This window comes from Nocardia sp. NPDC060249 (assembly GCF_042728755.1).
GTDB lineage: Bacteria > Actinomycetota > Actinomycetes > Mycobacteriales > Mycobacteriaceae > Nocardia.
Map to the genome: position 1 here is coordinate 25,887 of NZ_JBHXAQ010000003.1, position 17,609 is coordinate 43,495.

At 67.2% G+C, this 17,609-nt stretch carries 15 protein-coding genes; 7 read left to right on the forward strand and 8 right to left on the reverse strand.

Annotated features, from left to right (window positions below):
- Position 1 precedes the first annotated feature (1 nt).
- Positions 2-427: a hypothetical protein gene (locus ACFWFP_RS14040; RefSeq protein WP_379295161.1), complete on the forward strand. Its 426-nt coding sequence runs from the start codon at positions 2-4 to the stop codon at positions 425-427.
- Here ACFWFP_RS14040 and ACFWFP_RS14045 read toward each other — a convergent pair.
- From ACFWFP_RS14045 to ACFWFP_RS14075, 7 genes are all read right to left on the reverse strand, one after another.
- The gene (locus ACFWFP_RS14045; protein ID WP_379295162.1) at positions 424-786 is read right to left on the reverse strand and encodes a hypothetical protein; all 363 of its coding nucleotides are present in this window, start codon (positions 784-786) and stop codon (positions 424-426) included. The two genes, ACFWFP_RS14040 and ACFWFP_RS14045, sit on opposite strands and share 4 nt — an antisense overlap.
- Before the next feature lie 167 nt (positions 787-953).
- On the reverse strand, positions 954-2,291 hold the full coding sequence (gene glmM / locus ACFWFP_RS14050) for a phosphoglucosamine mutase (protein ID WP_379295163.1): 1,338 nt from the start codon (positions 2,289-2,291) through the stop codon (positions 954-956).
- Between the two features lie 142 nt (positions 2,292-2,433).
- A complete protein-coding gene (gene rpsI, locus ACFWFP_RS14055) occupies positions 2,434-2,958 on the reverse strand; it encodes a 30S ribosomal protein S9 (RefSeq protein WP_379295164.1) in 525 nt (174 codons plus the stop codon).
- Positions 2,955-3,398, reverse strand: a complete 444-nt coding sequence (gene rplM / locus ACFWFP_RS14060; RefSeq protein WP_194825954.1) for a 50S ribosomal protein L13 — start codon at positions 3,396-3,398, stop codon at positions 2,955-2,957. The genes rpsI and rplM overlap by 4 nt, the downstream gene beginning before the upstream one ends.
- A 176-nt stretch (positions 3,399-3,574) precedes the next feature.
- On the reverse strand, positions 3,575-4,933 hold the full coding sequence (locus tag ACFWFP_RS14065; RefSeq protein WP_379295165.1) for a hypothetical protein: 1,359 nt from the start codon (positions 4,931-4,933) through the stop codon (positions 3,575-3,577).
- On the reverse strand, positions 4,930-5,073 hold the full coding sequence (locus ACFWFP_RS14070) for a hypothetical protein (RefSeq protein WP_379295166.1): 144 nt from the start codon (positions 5,071-5,073) through the stop codon (positions 4,930-4,932). The genes ACFWFP_RS14065 and ACFWFP_RS14070 overlap by 4 nt, the downstream gene beginning before the upstream one ends.
- Positions 5,070-7,607 (reverse strand): ATP-binding cassette domain-containing protein, encoded by a 2,538-nt coding sequence (locus ACFWFP_RS14075; RefSeq protein WP_379295167.1) that lies wholly within the window; start codon positions 7,605-7,607, stop codon positions 5,070-5,072. The genes ACFWFP_RS14070 and ACFWFP_RS14075 overlap by 4 nt, the downstream gene beginning before the upstream one ends.
- Before the next feature lie 107 nt (positions 7,608-7,714).
- Between ACFWFP_RS14075 and ACFWFP_RS14080 the strand changes: the two genes are divergently transcribed.
- On the forward strand, positions 7,715-9,160 hold the full coding sequence (locus tag ACFWFP_RS14080; protein WP_379295168.1) for a metallopeptidase: 1,446 nt from the start codon (positions 7,715-7,717) through the stop codon (positions 9,158-9,160).
- On the opposite strand, the gene ACFWFP_RS14085 is transcribed toward ACFWFP_RS14080, so the two are convergent.
- Complete coding sequence (locus ACFWFP_RS14085) at positions 9,157-10,479, reverse strand: FHA domain-containing protein (protein ID WP_379295169.1); 1,323 nt, start codon at positions 10,477-10,479, stop codon at positions 9,157-9,159. The two genes, ACFWFP_RS14080 and ACFWFP_RS14085, sit on opposite strands and share 4 nt — an antisense overlap.
- Before the next feature lie 144 nt (positions 10,480-10,623).
- Between ACFWFP_RS14085 and ACFWFP_RS14090 the strand changes: the two genes are divergently transcribed.
- From ACFWFP_RS14090 to ACFWFP_RS14110, 5 genes are all read left to right on the forward strand, one after another.
- Positions 10,624-11,823 (forward strand): hypothetical protein, encoded by a 1,200-nt coding sequence (locus ACFWFP_RS14090; protein ID WP_379295170.1) that lies wholly within the window; start codon positions 10,624-10,626, stop codon positions 11,821-11,823.
- 130 nt (positions 11,824-11,953) lie between these two features.
- Entirely contained in the window at positions 11,954-13,435 is a 1,482-nt protein-coding gene (tnpB, locus tag ACFWFP_RS14095) for an IS607 family element RNA-guided endonuclease TnpB (protein ID WP_379295171.1), read from the forward strand.
- 50 nt (positions 13,436-13,485) lie between these two features.
- Positions 13,486-14,679, forward strand: coding sequence for a hypothetical protein (locus tag ACFWFP_RS14100; RefSeq protein WP_379295172.1), 1,194 nt, complete (start codon positions 13,486-13,488; stop codon positions 14,677-14,679).
- Entirely contained in the window at positions 14,676-15,908 is a 1,233-nt protein-coding gene (locus tag ACFWFP_RS14105; RefSeq protein WP_379295173.1) for a hypothetical protein, read from the forward strand. The genes ACFWFP_RS14100 and ACFWFP_RS14105 overlap by 4 nt, the downstream gene beginning before the upstream one ends.
- An 87-nt stretch (positions 15,909-15,995) precedes the next feature.
- Complete coding sequence (locus ACFWFP_RS14110) at positions 15,996-17,540, forward strand: serine/threonine-protein kinase (protein ID WP_379295174.1); 1,545 nt, start codon at positions 15,996-15,998, stop codon at positions 17,538-17,540.
- Positions 17,541-17,609: the final 69 nt, after the last annotated feature.

The window sequence follows — 17,609 nt, forward strand, 5'->3', positions numbered from 1 at the left end:
CATGGACTACGCATTAGGTATCGACACCCGAATCACCCTGCTCGTCACCGGCTTCCTCTTCCTGAGCGCGTTACTGCTCGGGGTGTGGAAGTACCACGGCATCCGGACCGACGGCGCGGCGCACGTCTACGTCGACATCGCCCACCGCGCCGCGCTGATGTACTCCTTCGCGGGGATCCTGCTCGCGGTGTTCACCGAACTCAGCGCCTGGCCGACGATCGTCAATCTGACCGCCGACCTGGTGGTGCTCGCGTTCTTCGCCGGTGCGATCGCCAGTTACGCCCTGCACGGGCTGCGCCGCGACACCACCAACCAGTTCGACGGGAAGATTCCCGCCGAACTGCGGCTGTCGATGTACGGGCTGATCGTGGGCGAGATCGGTGGTTTCGGCGTGCTGTTCAGCGGTTTCGTCGCCGGGCAGTTCTAGAGCGGGCGCACCACAGCGGGTTCGGCCGCGCCGAACAGGTCGATGTCGGAGCCGAGCTTGGCCCCGATCAGACCGACGCCGAAGGTGACACCGAGCACGGCCACCACCGCGATGAACGATCGCGAGCGCGGCACCCGTGGCGCCGCGAACGGGCGGGTGCGTGGCGCCTCGGCGACCGGCTCATAGGCGGACTGACCATAGCCTTCGTCGCGGATCGGCACGGTGTGCGAATACCCTTGTGGCACTTCGCGGCACCCCGGTCGCCCGCAGGCCCCGCCACAGCGGTGCGGCTGGTCGACTTCGCCGTATTCGTACGGGTACTGATCCTGGTAGTTGCGGGCAGGCAGCGGCGGAACCATGATCGGCCCCCTTCGAATCGTGCTGCGCGCCAAAATAACCGCCTGCGCCGAGCAGCACACACGCGCCACGGGGCACACAGGTCCTGACGGCGTATCCCGATACTAGTGGGGCCCGGTGGAACACGCCACAGTACCGATCGCCTGCCCCGTCGTCCGGACCCGCGCGACTAGACCGCGGCGACCCGCTTGGCCAGATCGTCGGCCAGTTGACGCGCCTGCGCGGGATCGGTGGCCTCCACCATCACCCGCACCAACTGCTCGGTCCCGCTGGGCCGCAACAGAACCCGTCCGGTCTCCCCGAGGATCCGCTCGGCCTCCGCGACTGCCTCGAGCACCTCGGGAGCGACAGCGACGGCGCCCTTGTCCGACACCGCGACATTGATCAGCACCTGCGGCACCGTGGTCATCACCGAGGCCAGCGAGGCCAGCGAGTGCCCGGTCTGCGCCATCCGCGCCATCAACCGCAGGCCGGTGAGGACCCCGTCCCCGGTGGTGCCGAATCGAGGGAACACCACATGCCCGGACTGTTCCCCGCCCAGGCTGTATCCGCCGCGACGCAGCTCCTCGAGCACGTAGCGGTCGCCGACTGCGGCGGTGATCACGGTGATCTCGGCGGCGCGCATCGCGATGTGCAGGCCGAGGTTGCTCATCACGGTAGCGACAAGGGTGTCGCCGACCAGTTCGCCCGCGTCACGCATCGCCAGCGCGAGCACCGCCATGATCGCGTCACCGTCGACGATCTCGCCCGCGGCATCGACGGCGAGGCAACGATCGGCGTCACCGTCGAGCGCGATGCCCAGGTCGGCGCCGTGTTCGAGGACCGCGCGCCGCACATTGTCCAAGTGCGTGGAACCACACCCGTCATTGATGTTGAGCCCGTTGGGTTCGGCGTTGATCGCGATCACCGTCGCGCCCGCCTCCCGGTACACCTGCGGGGCCACCTCGGCGGCCGCACCGTGCGCGCAGTCGACGACCACGGTCAGCGACGACAGGTCCTGCCCGGTGGATTCGAGCAGATGCTCGACATAGCGCTCGTGCGTGCCCTCGACGGTGTAGTCGCCACGCACGCGGCCGATGCCGGCGCCGGTCGGGCGCACGGTGACGCCGTCGGCGATCACGGCTTCGATCCGGGCCTCGACGGCGTCGTCGAGCTTGTGCCCGCCCGCCGCGAAGATCTTGATGCCGTTGTCGGGCATGGGGTTGTGCGAGGCGGAGATCATCACGCCGAAGCACGCGTCGTACAGGCCGGTCAGGTAGGCCACCGCCGGAGTCGGCAGCACGCCCACCGAGAGGACATCGACGCCGACGGAGGTCAGGCCCGCGGTGACCGCGGCCTCGAGCATCTCGCCGCTGGCGCGGGGATCGCGGCCGAGCACCGCGACCGGGCGCCTCTTGCCGCGCGAGAGCACCTGCGCTGCCGCGGCGGCGACGCGCATCGCCAGTTCCGGGCTCAGCGACTCGTTGGCGAGCCCGCGAACACCGTCTGTGCCGAACAGCCGTCCCATAAACCTCTACCCGTCGTAGGTCCCCGTTTACAGCACGAGAGCAGGCGACCAGCCGTGCTGGAAGCCTGCTCTCGCACACGTGCTCCGCCGACCGTACCGTCTCATCCAAAGTAAGCGAAGACGGCGGTCGACAGTGCATAAATCAGCGCTTCGAGTACTGAGGCGCCTTACGGGCCTTCTTCAGGCCGTACTTCTTGCGCTCGGTGGCACGCGGGTCACGCGTCAGGAAGCCGGCCCGCTTGAGGGCGGGACGGTCGTCCGGGGTGACCTCGATCAGCGCGCGGGCGATGGCCAGACGCAGGGCGCCTGCCTGACCCGACGGGCCGCCACCGACCAGGCGAGCGAAGATGTCGAAGTTCTCGACACGCTCGACCAGGACCAGCGGGGACTTCACGAGCTGCTGGTGCACCTTGTTCGGGAAGTAATCCTCGATGGTGCGGCCGTTGAGTTCGAAGTTGCCCGAACCGGGCACCAGGCGAACGCGAACGACGGCTTCCTTACGGCGGCCGACGGTCTGCACCGGGCGGTCGAGGCCGAGCGGCTCGAAGGCCAGCTCTTCTTCGACGTACTCGCCTTCGGCGTAGCCTTCGCCGTCTTCGACGATCTCGACGACGACCTCATCGGTGGCGTCGAACTCTTCGGCTGCGAACTCTTCAGGAGCGGTCACTGGGCCACCTGCTTGATCTCGAACGGAACCGGCTGCTGCGCGGCGTGGGGGTGGTTCGGGCCTGCGTAGACCTTCAGCTTGCCCGCGATCGCGTTGCCCAGCTTGTTCTTCGGGATCATGCCCTTGACGGCCTTCTCCACGAGACGATCGGGACGGGTCGCCAACACCTCGCCGACAGTGCGCGACTTGAGGCCGCCCGGGTGTCCGCTGTGGTGGTGGATGAGCTTGTCCTGCTTCTTGTTGCCGGAGATGGCAACCTTCTCCGCGTTGATGATGATGACGAAGTCGCCACCATCAACGTGGGGTGCGTAGGTCGGCTTGCCCTTGCCGCGCAGCAGGCCAGCGGCCTGCACGGCGAGACGGCCGAGGACTACGTCAGTGGCGTCGATGACGTACCACTTGCGGGTGACGTCACCCGCCTTGGGGCTGTACGTAGGCACAGTCGTTCCCTGTCTGTCGTCGGTGTTGCCGGCCCTGATGTGTGGATCGAGGCTGTCCTGGCGGCCGGTGGAGACCCAGGACATCGAGGAGACGCCGATCCGCGAACGGTTCGGCGTTCCACACGCCAACGGGCAACGATACCAGCCACGCATCACCGACCCGCAATCGGGCGATGCTAGATCACGACGGGCGGACCGGGGTCGGTCGCACGCGTGGGACCGGGAATCAGGTAGCGCAGGGTATCGATGCCGGGGGTGGCGCAGGCGGACTCGTCGACCAGCAGGCCACGCGCGGTCTCGATGCCCTCGCGCGGGACCGTGTTCGCGTACGGGGTGAACGCGCAATTCACCGGTTCGGCGGCCGCGGCGACGGCGGGATCGGGCTGGAACGCCACCAGCGCCAGCGCGCCGACCACGGCCGGTGCGCCGAAGAAGCCCTTCTTCACCTTGCCCAGCAGTTTGCCGCGGCGATCGTCGTCCTCGGCATCGTCGTGTTCGAGCGCGTGCCGCGGTGCGCCGGAGGGCGGACCGGCGGGCCGCGCCGGTGGCGCGGCGGGCGGACCGGCGACGAACCCGGCCGGTCCCGGCGGCTGGGCGGCGGGCGGTGCCGTGGGTTGGGCGCCCCACCCGACCTGCGCGGCGACTGCCTGACCCGGATGACCCGAGTCCGGATAGTCGTCCTCCTCGTCGTCGAGCCCGGGCTCGGTGACCAGCAGATGCGCGGCGCCGAGGACCAGCGCGTGCATCGGATGGTCGGCCACGTGCAGACGCTGGCCCAGGTGGTTCTGGAAGGCGAAGCGCAGGGCGTCGTTGAAGCAGACGTTGCCCGCGAGCAGCACCGTCGAGGTGTCGGCGCCGATCGAGCGGGCCGCGGCCATCGCCTCGATCACCACGTTGTCGGCCGTGCGGGCGTCGCGCAGCGCCTCGGCACTGACCGAGACCTCCGTCGATTCGGTCGGCTGTTCGTCGTCGCCGTGCACCGCGACCACCAGCAGCGAGCGACCGTCGGAGTAGATCCCGGTGGCGCCGATGCCGGTGCGATGCCGCTCGCTGGGCGGGGAGACCAGGCCGAGCGCGCGCACATAACCCGAGAGCGCGACGCTTTCGGGCAGCGGTTCCACGACCACGTCGAGCTGCTCGACGAGCGCCGCGTACACCTCGACCTTGTCGTCGGGCCAGCTGTCCGGATACGGCAGCGCCACCAGCTGCGGCTTGCCCTGGAGGTACTTGCCGATCGCGGCCAGCGGGTTGTACAGCCGGGCGCGGAAGACCAGCTCGGCGGGCCAGGTGGCACCGGCGATCACGATCTGCGGGTGGCCGAGGATGTCGCGCACATCGGCGATCGCCATCCCTAGATCCGGTCGCTGCCGGTCCACGCCGGCGGTGTGCAACCGGCCCGCGGCATCGGCGAGCAGGTAGGCGGGCGGGGTGTAGGTGCCCTCGACCTGTACCGGGCGGACCGGGGTCGCGCCGCCACCCGCGGCCACGGACACCACGTCCCACCCCAGATGTAGGGCCCCAACTCGAACGGTCACAGGATCAAGTGTGCCCGGTCGGCGACAGACACGCGCAGCTTGCCCACCGAAACGGTGCTGAGCTGGCGGATCATGCCGTGCACATCGAGACATATTCGGGTGGTGACACGGCCCGCCGCGTCCCGGCGCTGACCGCTCATGCCTGTGACTTCTTCAGTCGTAGCCGGCTCCAGGTGATCAGCGCGAGGATCGAGGTGATCACGGTGAGCATCACGATGTCGAGGATCCAGATCCCCGCGCTGTGGCCCCATAGTGGGTCGTCCTGCGAGCCGAAGACCAGCTCCGTCAGGTCCACCGTCGACGCGCCCGCCGCATAACCCCAGCGTGAGGGGAACAGGTACGAGATCTGCTCGAGGCCGACCCGGTCGGTCACCGGGATGAGGCCGCCCGCCATCACCAGCTGCACCATGATCATCACCACGAGCATCGGCATGACCTGCTCGTTGGACTTGGCCAGGCTCGACATCAGCAGGCCGAACACCACACAGCACACCGCGGTCATCGCGATATCGAAGTACAGCTCGACGCTGCCGCTCGGCAGCAGCGAACCGGCGCCCGGCGCCTTCTTGCCGAGGAACGTGATACCGATCAGCACCGCCGACTGCAGGAACGCGGTCACGCTGAACACGACGATCTTGGCCATCAGATACGCCGAGGGCAGCAGGCCGACCGCGCGCTCACGCAGGAAGATCGACCGTTCGCCGACCAGGTCGCGCACGCTGAGCGTGGCGCCCATGAAGCACGCGCCGAGGATGAGCACCACCAGCAGCTGCTGGGCCTCACCGCCGCTTTCACGCCCGAACGAGCCGTCGGGCAGCTGCACGAGTGCGCCCGCCGTGAACCCGTCACTACCTGGCACCACCAGCGACAACGCGCCGAGGATGAAAGGCAGCACGACAAGGAAGATCAAATATCCCCGGTCGGAGAAGATCAAGCGCAACTGCCTGCGCGCCAACGTGCTGAACTGCCGCATCGCACTCGACTGCGGCGGCGCGCCCACGTTGCCGCGATTGGGCTGCGCGGGCGGCGGTGGCGGCACATAGGCCTGCCGGGACCGATACTTCGCGAAGGCCTGATCCGGGTTGGCCGCGACCTCGGCGAAGATCTCCGCCCAGTCGCTGGTCCCCATCGCCGCACCGACCCCACCCGGATGACCGGCGAACGCCGTCTTGCCGCCGGGGGCCAGCAGCACCACCTGGTCACACATGTCCAGGCAGGCCACCGAGTGCGTCACCACGATCACCACGCGACCGGCGTCGGCCAGCTCGCGCAGCATCTGCATGACCTGCCGATCCAGCGCCGGGTCGAGGCCCGAGGTCGGCTCGTCCAGGATCAGCAGCGACGGACCGGTGAGCAGCTCCATCGCCACCGACGCGCGCTTGCGCTGACCGCCGGAGAGCCGGTCCACCCGGGTGTCGGCGTGCTGGGTGAGCGAAAGCTCCTGCAGCACACCGTCGATCACCTTCTGCCGGTCGGCCTTGGTGGTATCGGGCGGCAGCCGTAGCTCGGCGGCGAAACCGAGGGCCTGGCGGACGGTGAGCTGACGGTGCAGCACGTCGTCCTGCGGCACCATGCCGATGCGCGAACGCAGCGCCTCGTACTCGGCGTGCAGGTTGCGGCCCTCGAAGGTCACCACACCGCCGGAGGGCTGGGTATTGCCCGCGATCAGCTTCGACAGCGTCGACTTGCCCGCGCCCGACGGTCCGATCAGCGCGGTCAACGTCCCACGCCCCGCCGTCATGTTCACATCGACGAGCAGTTGCTTGTTGTTCTCGACCGTGAACCCGACCCCGTGCACCGACAGGCCCTGCTCGGCGACCGGCTTCTGCCGATGCGCCAGCGCGCCCTGGGTGACGACGAAGTCGATGTTGCCGATGGTGACGATGTCGCGCTCGCGCAGCACCGAGCGCTGCTGGCGGTGACCGTTGACGAAGGTGCCGTTGGCCGAACCGAGGTCCTCGATCACCAGGCCCTCGGGCGAGGCCAGCAGCTTCGCGTGCGCACGCGAAGCCAGCGGATCGTTGACGACGATCTGGTTGTCCGAGGTGCGGCCGATGCTCAGGCCGCCGGGCGGAATGCGGTCACCGCGCGCGACCGGTTCGGTCGAGGCGGCTTTGCGGACCGGCGGCAGCATCGACGAATCGGCGCGGCGGGTCATATTGATGTTGTCCTGCGGCTGCGCGGGCAGCTGCGAGGTGGGAACGAAGTGCGGTTGCTGCTGTTGCGGGCGCGACGGCGGCTGGAAGCCGGGATGCGGCTGGTGCTGCGGACGCGGCTGCTGGTGGTGCGGTTGCTGCAGGTGTGGCTGCTGCTGTGGCTGGGAAGGCTGCGCGACCATGGTCGCCGCGTGGCGCGCCCCAGGCGCCGCGGGGACCAGGTGCAGCAGCGGTCCGGTGATCGCGTCACCCAGTCGGACCTGGGTGGGTCGGTCGATCGAGACGGGCTGGTTGAGCCTGCGCGCGTCGACGAAGACGCCGTTGGTACTGCCGTTGTCGGCGAGTACCCACGCGCCGTTGCTGAATCGAAGAGTGGCGTGCACACGAGAGACCAGCGGACTGTCCACGAACAGGGTGACCTCGGGCGCGCGGCCCATGGTGATCTGCTGACTCGCTTCGAAGACTCGTTCGGTTCCATCATGGCGCACGGTGATGGTCTGCGCCCCCGGTGAAGACATGGAGCGGATACTATGCCATCGCCCGGACATCGGCGGTGCCCCCGAGACGGCTCGAGTCCCGATCCGGCGATCGACCTGCACGTGTATCCGGCCGACCAGGGGGACTGATGCCGAAAGCCCAAGTGTTGATGGCGATTACTGTCGTGCTATGCGCGCTGATGGGTGTCGGCTGCACACGGGCGATCGACGGTCACGGCGTCTCGGTCTATGACGATCCGTTCCAGGTGGCGGGATTGCCCACCACGGGTGGGCCGAACGGTCCGCGCACCGGCGTCCCGGATTCGACGCTCACCGCGTCCAACGGCGACGGCGGCGACGTGGACAAGCTGGCGCTCAACGCGATCGACGACATCCAGTCCTACTGGCAGGCGGGCTTCGGCACCGAATTCCCCGGCGAGACCTTCGACCCGGTCGAGAAGCTGATCTCCTGGAACGCCCGCGCCGCCCGCAGCCAGGCGATCGAGTTCTGCAAGGAAACCACCTACCACTTGGTCAATGCCGCTTACTGCCGCAGCGACAACTCCATCGGCTGGGACCGCGAGATGCTGCTGCCCACCATGAGCGAGACCTTCGGCCCGATGTCGGTGGTGATGGTGCTCGCCCACGAGTACGGCCACGCCATCCAGACCATGGCCAAGATGGTCACCAAGAAGACCCCGGTCCTGGTGAAGGAACAGCAGGCGGACTGCTTCGCGGGCGCGTTCATGCGCCACGTCGCCGAAGGCAAGTCGAACCACTTCACGATCAACACCTCCGACGGCCTGAACTCCGTGCTGGCCGCGACGGTTTCGATTCGCGACTCCGATCCCGACGACCCGGAGAGCGTGCACGGTTCGGCCTTCGAACGGGTCACCGCCGTGCAGATCGGGTTCACCGACGGACCGCGCGGGTGCAAGGGCATCGACGAAGACGAGATCGACTCGCGCCGCGGCAACCTCCCGCAGAGCTTCGCCGACGACAGCGGTCGCGGCGAATACCCCGTCTCCAAGGAGAACCTGGTCGAGCTGAGCAAGGCGCTGCAGGCGATCCTGCCGGTGAAAGAGGCCCCGACCTACGACTACGCGGGCTCACGCATCGACTGCAAGGACGGCGCGGTCACCGACCCGGTCACCTACTGCCCCGCCAAGAACACCATCGCCACCGACGTGCCCGGCCTGGCCGAGCGCGGCGCCACCGACACCGACGACGACGGCCCGCTGCCGGTGAAGGTCAGTGGCGACTACAACGGCTACGTGGTGTTCATCTCCCGCTACACCCTGGCCGTGCAGCGCAGTCACGGCCAGCAGCTGACCGGCGCGAAGACCGGTCTGCGCGCGGCCTGCCTGTCCGGGGTCGTCACCGGCAAACTCGCCCAGCCCGGCCGACCCGTGAGTCAGGGCGATATCCAGCTGTCCGCGGGCGACCTCGACGAGGCGGTCTCTGGCCTGCTCACCGACGGTCTGGCCGCCAGTGACGCCGAAGGCAACACGGTGCCCAGCGGATTCTCCCGCGTCGACGCCTTCCGAGCAGGCGTACTCAACGGCGAAACCACCTGCCTGTCACGCTATTCCTAGCCGAACGGCGGCGGTGCGGCCGGTTCGTAGCGCAGCACCCGATTGCCGATCATCACCTCGGTGCCGGGGACGAGCACCATCGGCTGATTCGGCGTGAGCCGAACCCAGTCGCGATAGCCGGGGTGCCGGCTGCGAGTTCCGTTGGTGGAACCGCGATCGACGAGTTGCACGTCCCAATTCACCAGGTGCACTTCGGCGTGCGCGCGCGACATGCCACCGGAGGTGTCGTCGATGCGCAGCGGGATGAGTCCACGCTGGGCGGCGTCGGAGTTCTCCGGGTCACGCCCGATCACCGCGTCGGCGGCCATCAGATAGGTCATGCCGTCGTCGAGCACGAGCATGCCGAGCGGTGGGCGGACCACCTCGGCCAGCGATTGGGTCTGGTCGACCGGCATGCCGCACACCGTGCAGAACGCCGAGCGCGGATCGCTGGGATGCGCACGCGCGCACTTGAATCCCATCACCTTCACCGCCAGCACCGTCGACTTGGCCGTGGCCTCGAGCCTGCGCTGCAGGTCGGGATCGGGTTCGGGCGCGGGATTGGTTCCGGAGAGCCGGGTTTCGGCGTTGTGCGGATCGGCGAGGGGAGTGTCGACCGTGCCGTGCGCGGCGCCGGTGACAGCGTCGAGCATCGAGGTCGCCGGTTGCATCCCCGTCGCGGGTTGCTCGGACGGTCGTGAATCCGGTTGCGCCGCGCGGGGTTCCCGGTCGATCCGCGCGGTAGGCGGTGGCGGCCTGCGCGTCTGCCCGACCGGCTCCGCGGTGCGCACCCGGCTGCGCACATCGTTGGACCACATCACGGCCCCGCCTGCTTGCGCGATTCCCTCGACCAGCCAACCGATTCCGCGATCCAGCGGCAGGTCCGGAATCCGCCCCTTGGCATCGTCGACGAACAGCGCGACCGCCTTCGCGGGCTCGGAGGCGACCCGGTCGACGGTGAACGCCGCGTCACTACCGCGGTAGTACTCCGGGCCGCGATCGTCGGCGAGCACCGCCGTCACCGAACCGTGCAGAAAGATCGCCACGCCCCCGTTGTCGGCGGCCGAGAGCACCCCGAAATCGATCGGCACGCCCGGCGAGATCTGCTCGGCGTACTTCATGAGCCACCGCGTCGCCTCGCGCGCCACCACCGAACCCGGCCCCGACGGCGCCTGCTCGTGTGCGTCGCGGACCAGCTCCGCCAGCGATTCCAGCGCGATCGCCGCGGTATCGCCGGGCGTGAGCTTGCCCTGCCCGCGGTGCGCGACCACGATCACCGCGCCCGCGACCCGGGCGACCGCGTGACTTCCGAGCACCACTTCGACCTGCCGATCCCTCACAGGTATCGGCCTCCACCGGAACTGCACAGCAGGGGGGTCGCCATGTCGTCCAGACTATGGCAAAGCACCCCGCTTGGGTCCCCCTGGGCGGGGTTGGTCCGGTAACTTCATAGGTGTTGTGGGCGGAACATCGAGGGGAACCTGATGATCGATTCGACCAGAATTCGCCTCGCGCTCGCCTGGGGTGGGGCTCTGATCATCCTGTCCGGCTGTGCAGTCAGCGGCACGCCCGTCGCCGGGGAGCCCGATGTGCGTGGCCTGGAGACCGGGACCTTCGCCACCGACCGGCACACCTACACCGACACCGCGGGCGACCTAGGCGCGCTCGTCGAAGGTGCGCGGATGTCGGCGGCCGTGGTGCCCGCGGTACGGATCGACCCGTCGCTGTCGCACGGACGCGGCGGCGTGATCGTTCCCGATATCGAACGCGCGCTGGATTTCGTCGCCAACGTCTCCAAACCTGTTCTGGAGAACCGCAAGTTCGTCACCGGCTATGTCGCGCTCGGCGCCGACAAGGCCGATCCCGACGGCGAGACCCGGCCCGGCCCGGACGCGACCGCGCTGACCACGGCACTGTTCCGCTTCCCCACCGCGGCCGCCGCCACCCTCGCCGCGCGGGAACTCGAGGACGTCGACCTCGCCGTCTCCCCCGATAACCGCAAACTCGCCTCCACCAAATATCCCGACGCCTACCTTCATTGGCGCCCCGGTGTGCCCACCATCGGCGCCTTTCTCGCCCACGACGAGTTCGTGATCTCGCTGTTCATCCAGCGACCCCGGGCCGACGCGACCGACCTCACCTCCTGGATCGACAAGAATCTCGCCGCCGAGCTCGCCCAGCTCGCGAAGTTCGACCCGACCCCCACCGAGAAGATCTCCGACCTTCCGGTCGACCCCGCCGGGCTCCTGTCCCGCGCCGTCGTCGACGACCGCGCCGCCACGAGCCCTGACCAGTACGCGTTCGCCTCCTATGCCCCCGAGCATCTCGTCAACAAGGCGGCCGACCTCACCACCCGCCAAAACCTGGTCGACGCAACAGGAGTCGACGCCCATGCGGTGGTCGAGGGCGGCGCCGTCACTCGGGTACGCGACCAGTCCGCCGCGCAATCGCTCATGCAGGGCCTCATCGATGCAGCGGGCCACTACGACCCGATCACCGCCCCCGCCGACGTCCCCACCGCGACCTGCCTGAAACTCAACGACAACGGCAACAAAGAAGACGACTACGTCTACCGCTGCTACGTCGCCTACAAGCGCTATCTGGCCATGGTCAGCGCCGACGGCGAACCCGAGGTCCGCCAGAAGATCACCGCGCAATACGCCCTGCTGGCCAACAGCCTGTGAGTTCGCCCGACCCCACCCCTCGATTGCGGTGACGTAGAATCTCGCCGACGATCGTTTCGGGGAGGACTGGTCGGCACACGTGAGTAGATGTGAGCCTGATCACTGAACGCATGTTGAGCTGGAGGGTGAAGTGGGAGGGAGATTTCGGATACCGGCCGGGTGGACCGCACAGGCTTACCGCTACGCGCTGGATCCCACCCCTGCCCAGGAGCGCGCAATCCGCTCACATTGCGGAGCAGCGCGGTTCGCTCACAATCACATGCTCGCTCTAGTGAAAGCCGTACTCGCCCAGCGTGCCGCAGAACGCTCCTACGGTGTGCCCGACAACGAGTTGACACCAGCCTTGGGGTGGAGCCTTGCGGTACTGCGCAAAAGCTGGAACACCCGCAAGACGACGGTCGCGCCGTGGTGGGCGGAGAACTCGAAAGAGGCTTACAACAGCGGATTGGACAGTCTTGCCCGGGGTCTGGATGCATGGTTTGCATCGCGGAACGGCGAGCGGGCGGGCGCCAAAGTCGGGTTCCCCCGATTCAAGACCAAATATCGCGCGGTGAATTCGGTCAGGTTCACCACCGGCGTGATCCGAGTGACTCCCGACCGACACCACGTCACCTTGCCTGTGCTGGGCACGATCCATACTCACGAATCGACCCGAAAACTCGCGCGCCGGATCGAAGCGGGCACCGCGCGGGTTCTTTCCGCGACCGTCAAATTCGACGGTCGACGCTGGTACTGCGCATTCCAGGTGATCGTCGAAGGCAAACAGCGGCCCGCGCATGTGGCCCGATCTCCTTACCCGATCGTGGGAATCGATATCGGAGTCAAAGAGCTGCTCGTCGTCGCAGCACCGGATGGCACCGAACTCAACCGAGTGACGGCGCCGAAACCACTGAGAGCGGCGCAACTGAGGCTACGGCTGTTGCAACGACGCGCCGCCAGACAGCAAGGCCGTTGGAACCCTGACAGCACGACCCGGCAAGACCCATCGAAACGGTGGCTGCGCACGCAGACCAGCATCGCGAAAACCCATGCCCACGTGGCAAATATCCGTCGCCACGAACTACACATCGCCACCACCAGGCTTGCCCGCATTCACGATGTCGTCGTAGTAGAGGACCTCAACGTGATGGGATTGCGTCGCCGTGGCGGTGCCTACAAGCGCGGGCTCAACCGGGCGATCGGAGACGCCGCGCTCGGGCGAATACGATCCCTGCTCGGATACAAGACCACCTGGAACCACACCCAGCTCGTCGTTGCGGACCGCTGGTTTCCTTCCACCCAAACATGTTCGCGTTGTCAAGCGAAGACCAAGCTTGCGTTGCGCGATCGTGTCTACCACTGCCGCAATGGGTGTCCATCGATCGATCGGGATACCAATGCGGCGATCAACCTCGCCCGCCTCGGCGAGACCACCGCACACGGTGGTGTGTCGGGGACCGGTACCGGGAGTAGCCCGGCCGCCAGCGTTACGGCTGGAGATGGACGTGGAGCCATCCCCAAGTCCTGCCTCACCGATTCGGTGGGGAAGGCAGGAGGCGTTGAATCGTCTACCCCGCATCACCAGTTGGTGGGTCAGGCGGGGACTGTCCCTTCGCAAGGAGAGGCTGCCTGAAATGGGTTGTCGTACAAGCACTCACAAATTTCAGGCAACGGAGGAATGAGTTGCGAGCCACAAAAGTCGTCTGTGTGCTGGCGAGCGCGCTGTTGACCACTGTTGTCACGGCCTGCGGTGGTCCCAGCGAGATCGCCGCCACCGACGCGCCCGTGGACCTCGCCACCCTCGATGTCGGCAACTATCCGACGCAGCCCCGCCAGGTCGGGACGGTCGCGAATCTGGACCAGGGCCGGTTCATCGAGGCCGAACGCCTCGGTGACTTCGTGCCGACGCCCGCCGATATCGATCCCCGATTCGTGCACACCAATCCGTCGATCGCGTCGGTGTTCCTCGACGCCGAAGCCGCGCTCGGCAAGATCATGGCCGTCGACCGGTTCACCGAAGTCGCCCCCGATTTCATCGGCGGCTTCGTGAGCTCGGCGGAGACCGAGCCCAGCAATATGGGCCTGGACATGGTGAACGCGGTGATGATCTTCCCCGACGCGCAGAAGGCCACCACCGCCGCGACCGAGCTGGAGAAACTCGACTTCGGCTACGCCCCGAACAACCAGCGCATCGAGATCCCCGGTTATCCCGCGGCGACCGCGCACTGGCAGCCCGACCAGCAGTCGATCGGATCCTGGTTCGCCACCGGCCATCTGGTCATCTACACCTGGTTCTACGACTACTTGAAGATCTGGCTGGAGAAGGTCGACAAGCAAGCGCTGCTCGACCTCACCCGCAAGAGCCTCGACACGATCGTCCCCGCGGTCGCGAAGTTCACCCCCACCCCCAGCACCGAACTGATGACCCTGCAGCGTGATCGTGACGGCATGCTCGGCCGCACCGCACCCCGCCCCCGCGAGGATTCCTGGATCAACCCACCCGGCGTCTACGCGGGCCGTACCGCCCGCCACTTCCTCTCCGACCCGGTGAGCGCCACCAAGATGATCGACGACTTCGGCATCGACCTCTACGCCAACGACGGCGCCGACGTCTACCGCGCCCGCGACATCGCCGGCGCCCAGGGCGTCCGGGACGAACTCGGCGGCGTCACCCGCAAATTCACCGCCTCCGCCGCACCGAAGAACCTGCCGAGCGCCCAGTGCAAGGAATACATCGGCAGGAAACAGCGGATCGCGATCCGCTTCTATTGCGCGGTGTCCTACGACCGCTACGCCGCCTATGTCTGGTCGAACCAGCTCTTGGACGCCCAGCAGCGAATCTCGGCCCAGTACGCCTTGTTGGTGAACGCGAAATGAGAATCCGATACGCCGTGCTGGCTGCCACGCTGGCCACCGTGCTCACCGCGTGCGGCTCCACCCTGTCCGGGCAGGCGCTGCCCGGCGAGATGGATGTTCGCGCCCTCGACGTCGGCTCGTACCCGACCGAGCCGATCAACGCCCACGACGACGATCCGGTCCCGCCGTTCTACGAGATGTACGAAGTGGCGGCGATGCGGATCGCCGACTACGTGATCAACTCCCGCGACGTCGACGCGCAGATGACCTACGGCAAACGCGCGACCACCGTCTCCGCCGGCGTGATGCCCTCGGCGCTGGGCGACGAGCCCGCGATGTCGGCGATCGCCAAGAAACACAAGATGCTGTACGGCTTCGAATCCAATGGCGCCGCGAAGGATTCGCGCGTCGAAACCTACGGTGACTGGCCGACGAAGAAGGCCGACAACCGGCTCACCGCCACCACCATGGTCCTGCAGTTCCCCGACGCGGACCGCGCGGCCGCTGCCGCGAAAGAGTTCTACGACACCGACTTCGCCATGAAAGAAGGCCGCAACCAACCCGTTGCCGTCCCCGGACACCCTGCGGCCCTGTCACATTGGCGTCCCGACTCGCCCTTCCTGCGCACCGTTCTCCCCCACGGCCCCTACGTGATCGCCTTCCTGCTCTCGGTGCCCACGCCCGACCAACAAGCACTCACCGCCCTCGCCGCGAACGCCTTCACCGAGCAGATCGAGGCGCTGGCGAGAACCACGCCGCTGACCGACGAAGAGGTCATGACGCTGCCGTGGGACCCCGACCACCTCCTGATGCGCACCCTCAACCCGGACCAGCTGGCCAACCCGGAGGGCACCGGCTACTACGTGGTCACCGGCAAACACGGCATCCTGCACTACGCGGGCGACCAGCTCCCCACCGATCGCCATTACGTCGACGAGCAGCTCACCAAGATGAGCGCCCAGCGGGTGGCCCTGTCCTGGGGCTCGATCGCCGTGCGCACTCCCGACGAGCAGACCGCCCGGCGCGCGGTCACCGAGAAGATGTTCCCCTGGCAGGTGGAAGCCGAAGCCGCCAACCCACCCAACCTCCCCGACGCCGCCTGCGTGGAGAACAAACGCACCGGCGCGGCGAAACGCTTCAGCTGCATCCTCGCCTACAACGAATACGTCGGAATAGTAAGCGGCAACCAGCTTTTGGACGCCCATCAACGTGCGGCCGCGCAATATGCGCTTTTCGCCAACAGCCGATAATCCCACACCGGCCGACCCCTGCGGAGTCCGATATGCTCCACCCGGGAAAGCGGCAGTGTGCGGCATTGAGTCAGGAGATCGTAAAAGATGGTGATGAGCCACGGCACCATCGTCGGCGGGTACCGCGTGCAGCGGGTGCTCGGCGCCGGCGGCATGGGCACGGTTTACCTGGCCAAACATCCCAGCCTGCCGCGGATGGACGCACTGAAGGTACTCAGCGCAGAACTCAGCCGCGACCCCGAGTTCCGGGCCCGTTTCGAACGCGAGGCCAATCTCGCCGCCGGCCTCGACCACAACAACATCGTCTCGGTCTACAACCGCGGTGAAGAGCACGGCCAGCTGTGGATCGCCATGCAGTACGTGGACGGCACCGACGCCGCCGCCGAACTCGCCCGCGACCCGCACGCCATGACCCCTCTGCGCGCCCTTCGTATCACCACCGAGGTCGGCAAGGGCCTGGACTACGCCCACCGCCGCGGCCTGCTGCACCGCGACGTCAAGCCCGCCAACTTCCTGCTGTCGAGCAGCGACGGCGAAGAGGAACGCATCCTGCTCACCGACTTCGGTGTCGCGAAGTCCACCGACGACGCCACCGAACTCACCCAGACCGGCAGCTTCCTCGCCACCATCGCCTACGCCCCGCCGGAGCAGCTCAGCGGCGCCGTCCTCGACCACCGCGCCGACATCTACAGCCTCGCCTGTGCCTTCTACAAACTCCTGACCGGCCAAAACCCTTACCCCGCAGCCCAACCCGCCATGGTCATGATGGGCCACCTACACGAGCCCCCACCCCAGGCAACCCGAATCCGCCCCGGCCTGCCCCACGCCATCGACCACGTCTTCGCCCGCGCGATGGCCAAAAACCCCGCCGAGCGTTTCGCCACCTGCCGCGAATTCACCGACGCGGCATCGAACGCCCTCATCCCCGGATTCAACCCGACCGGCCACAACACCTCGCCGACCTATCCGATCCAGGTGATGCCGCCCCGCGAGCACACCGATCCGCGGGCGGCGGTATCGCTACATGGTCTCGCAGCGTCCACCTCGAACACTCCCAGCAAAGCCAAGCGCGCGGCAGTGATCGGTGCTGCACTCGCGCTGGTCGTCGGAATCGGCGCCGGTGTCGGCATTTGGGCCGCCGGCGGGTCCGACCCCACGACCGGCACCACCACCAGTACATCGGCCTCCGCGCTGCCGCCGATCGAGCAGGAGCGCAAGGACAATCCCCAATTTGCGGGCAAAACTATCACCCTCCTAGATGTCACGCAGCAACCGAACAAATTCGGAATCTATCTGACCGGCAGCCCTCAGACACAGTTCCTGGAGAAACTCGGTTTCGCCTACAACTTCAAATACACGAATACCGAAGGCATTCCGTCACCCAAAGTGGTATCGGACAGCTCGAGTGCGCTCGAAGCACCGGACGACAGCTACGTCCTCGTGCTGCGAAGCGACGAGAAGGCCGGTGGCGGTGGGCTTCTCGGTCTCCCATACGGGATAACCAGTTCCCGCGCAATAGTCCTCCCCATCGACGATCCCAGCACGGTAACCGCCATGCGAAATTGGTCGCCCGAGTCCGAGGCGCTGATGATCAGCAAGCTGGTTCCCGTCCTTAAATCAAAGATCAGATAGAAATCCGAAACCACCATGGGGGGATGCTTTGCGTTCTGAATTGAAGTCGTCCAATACACTGAGAAAGCG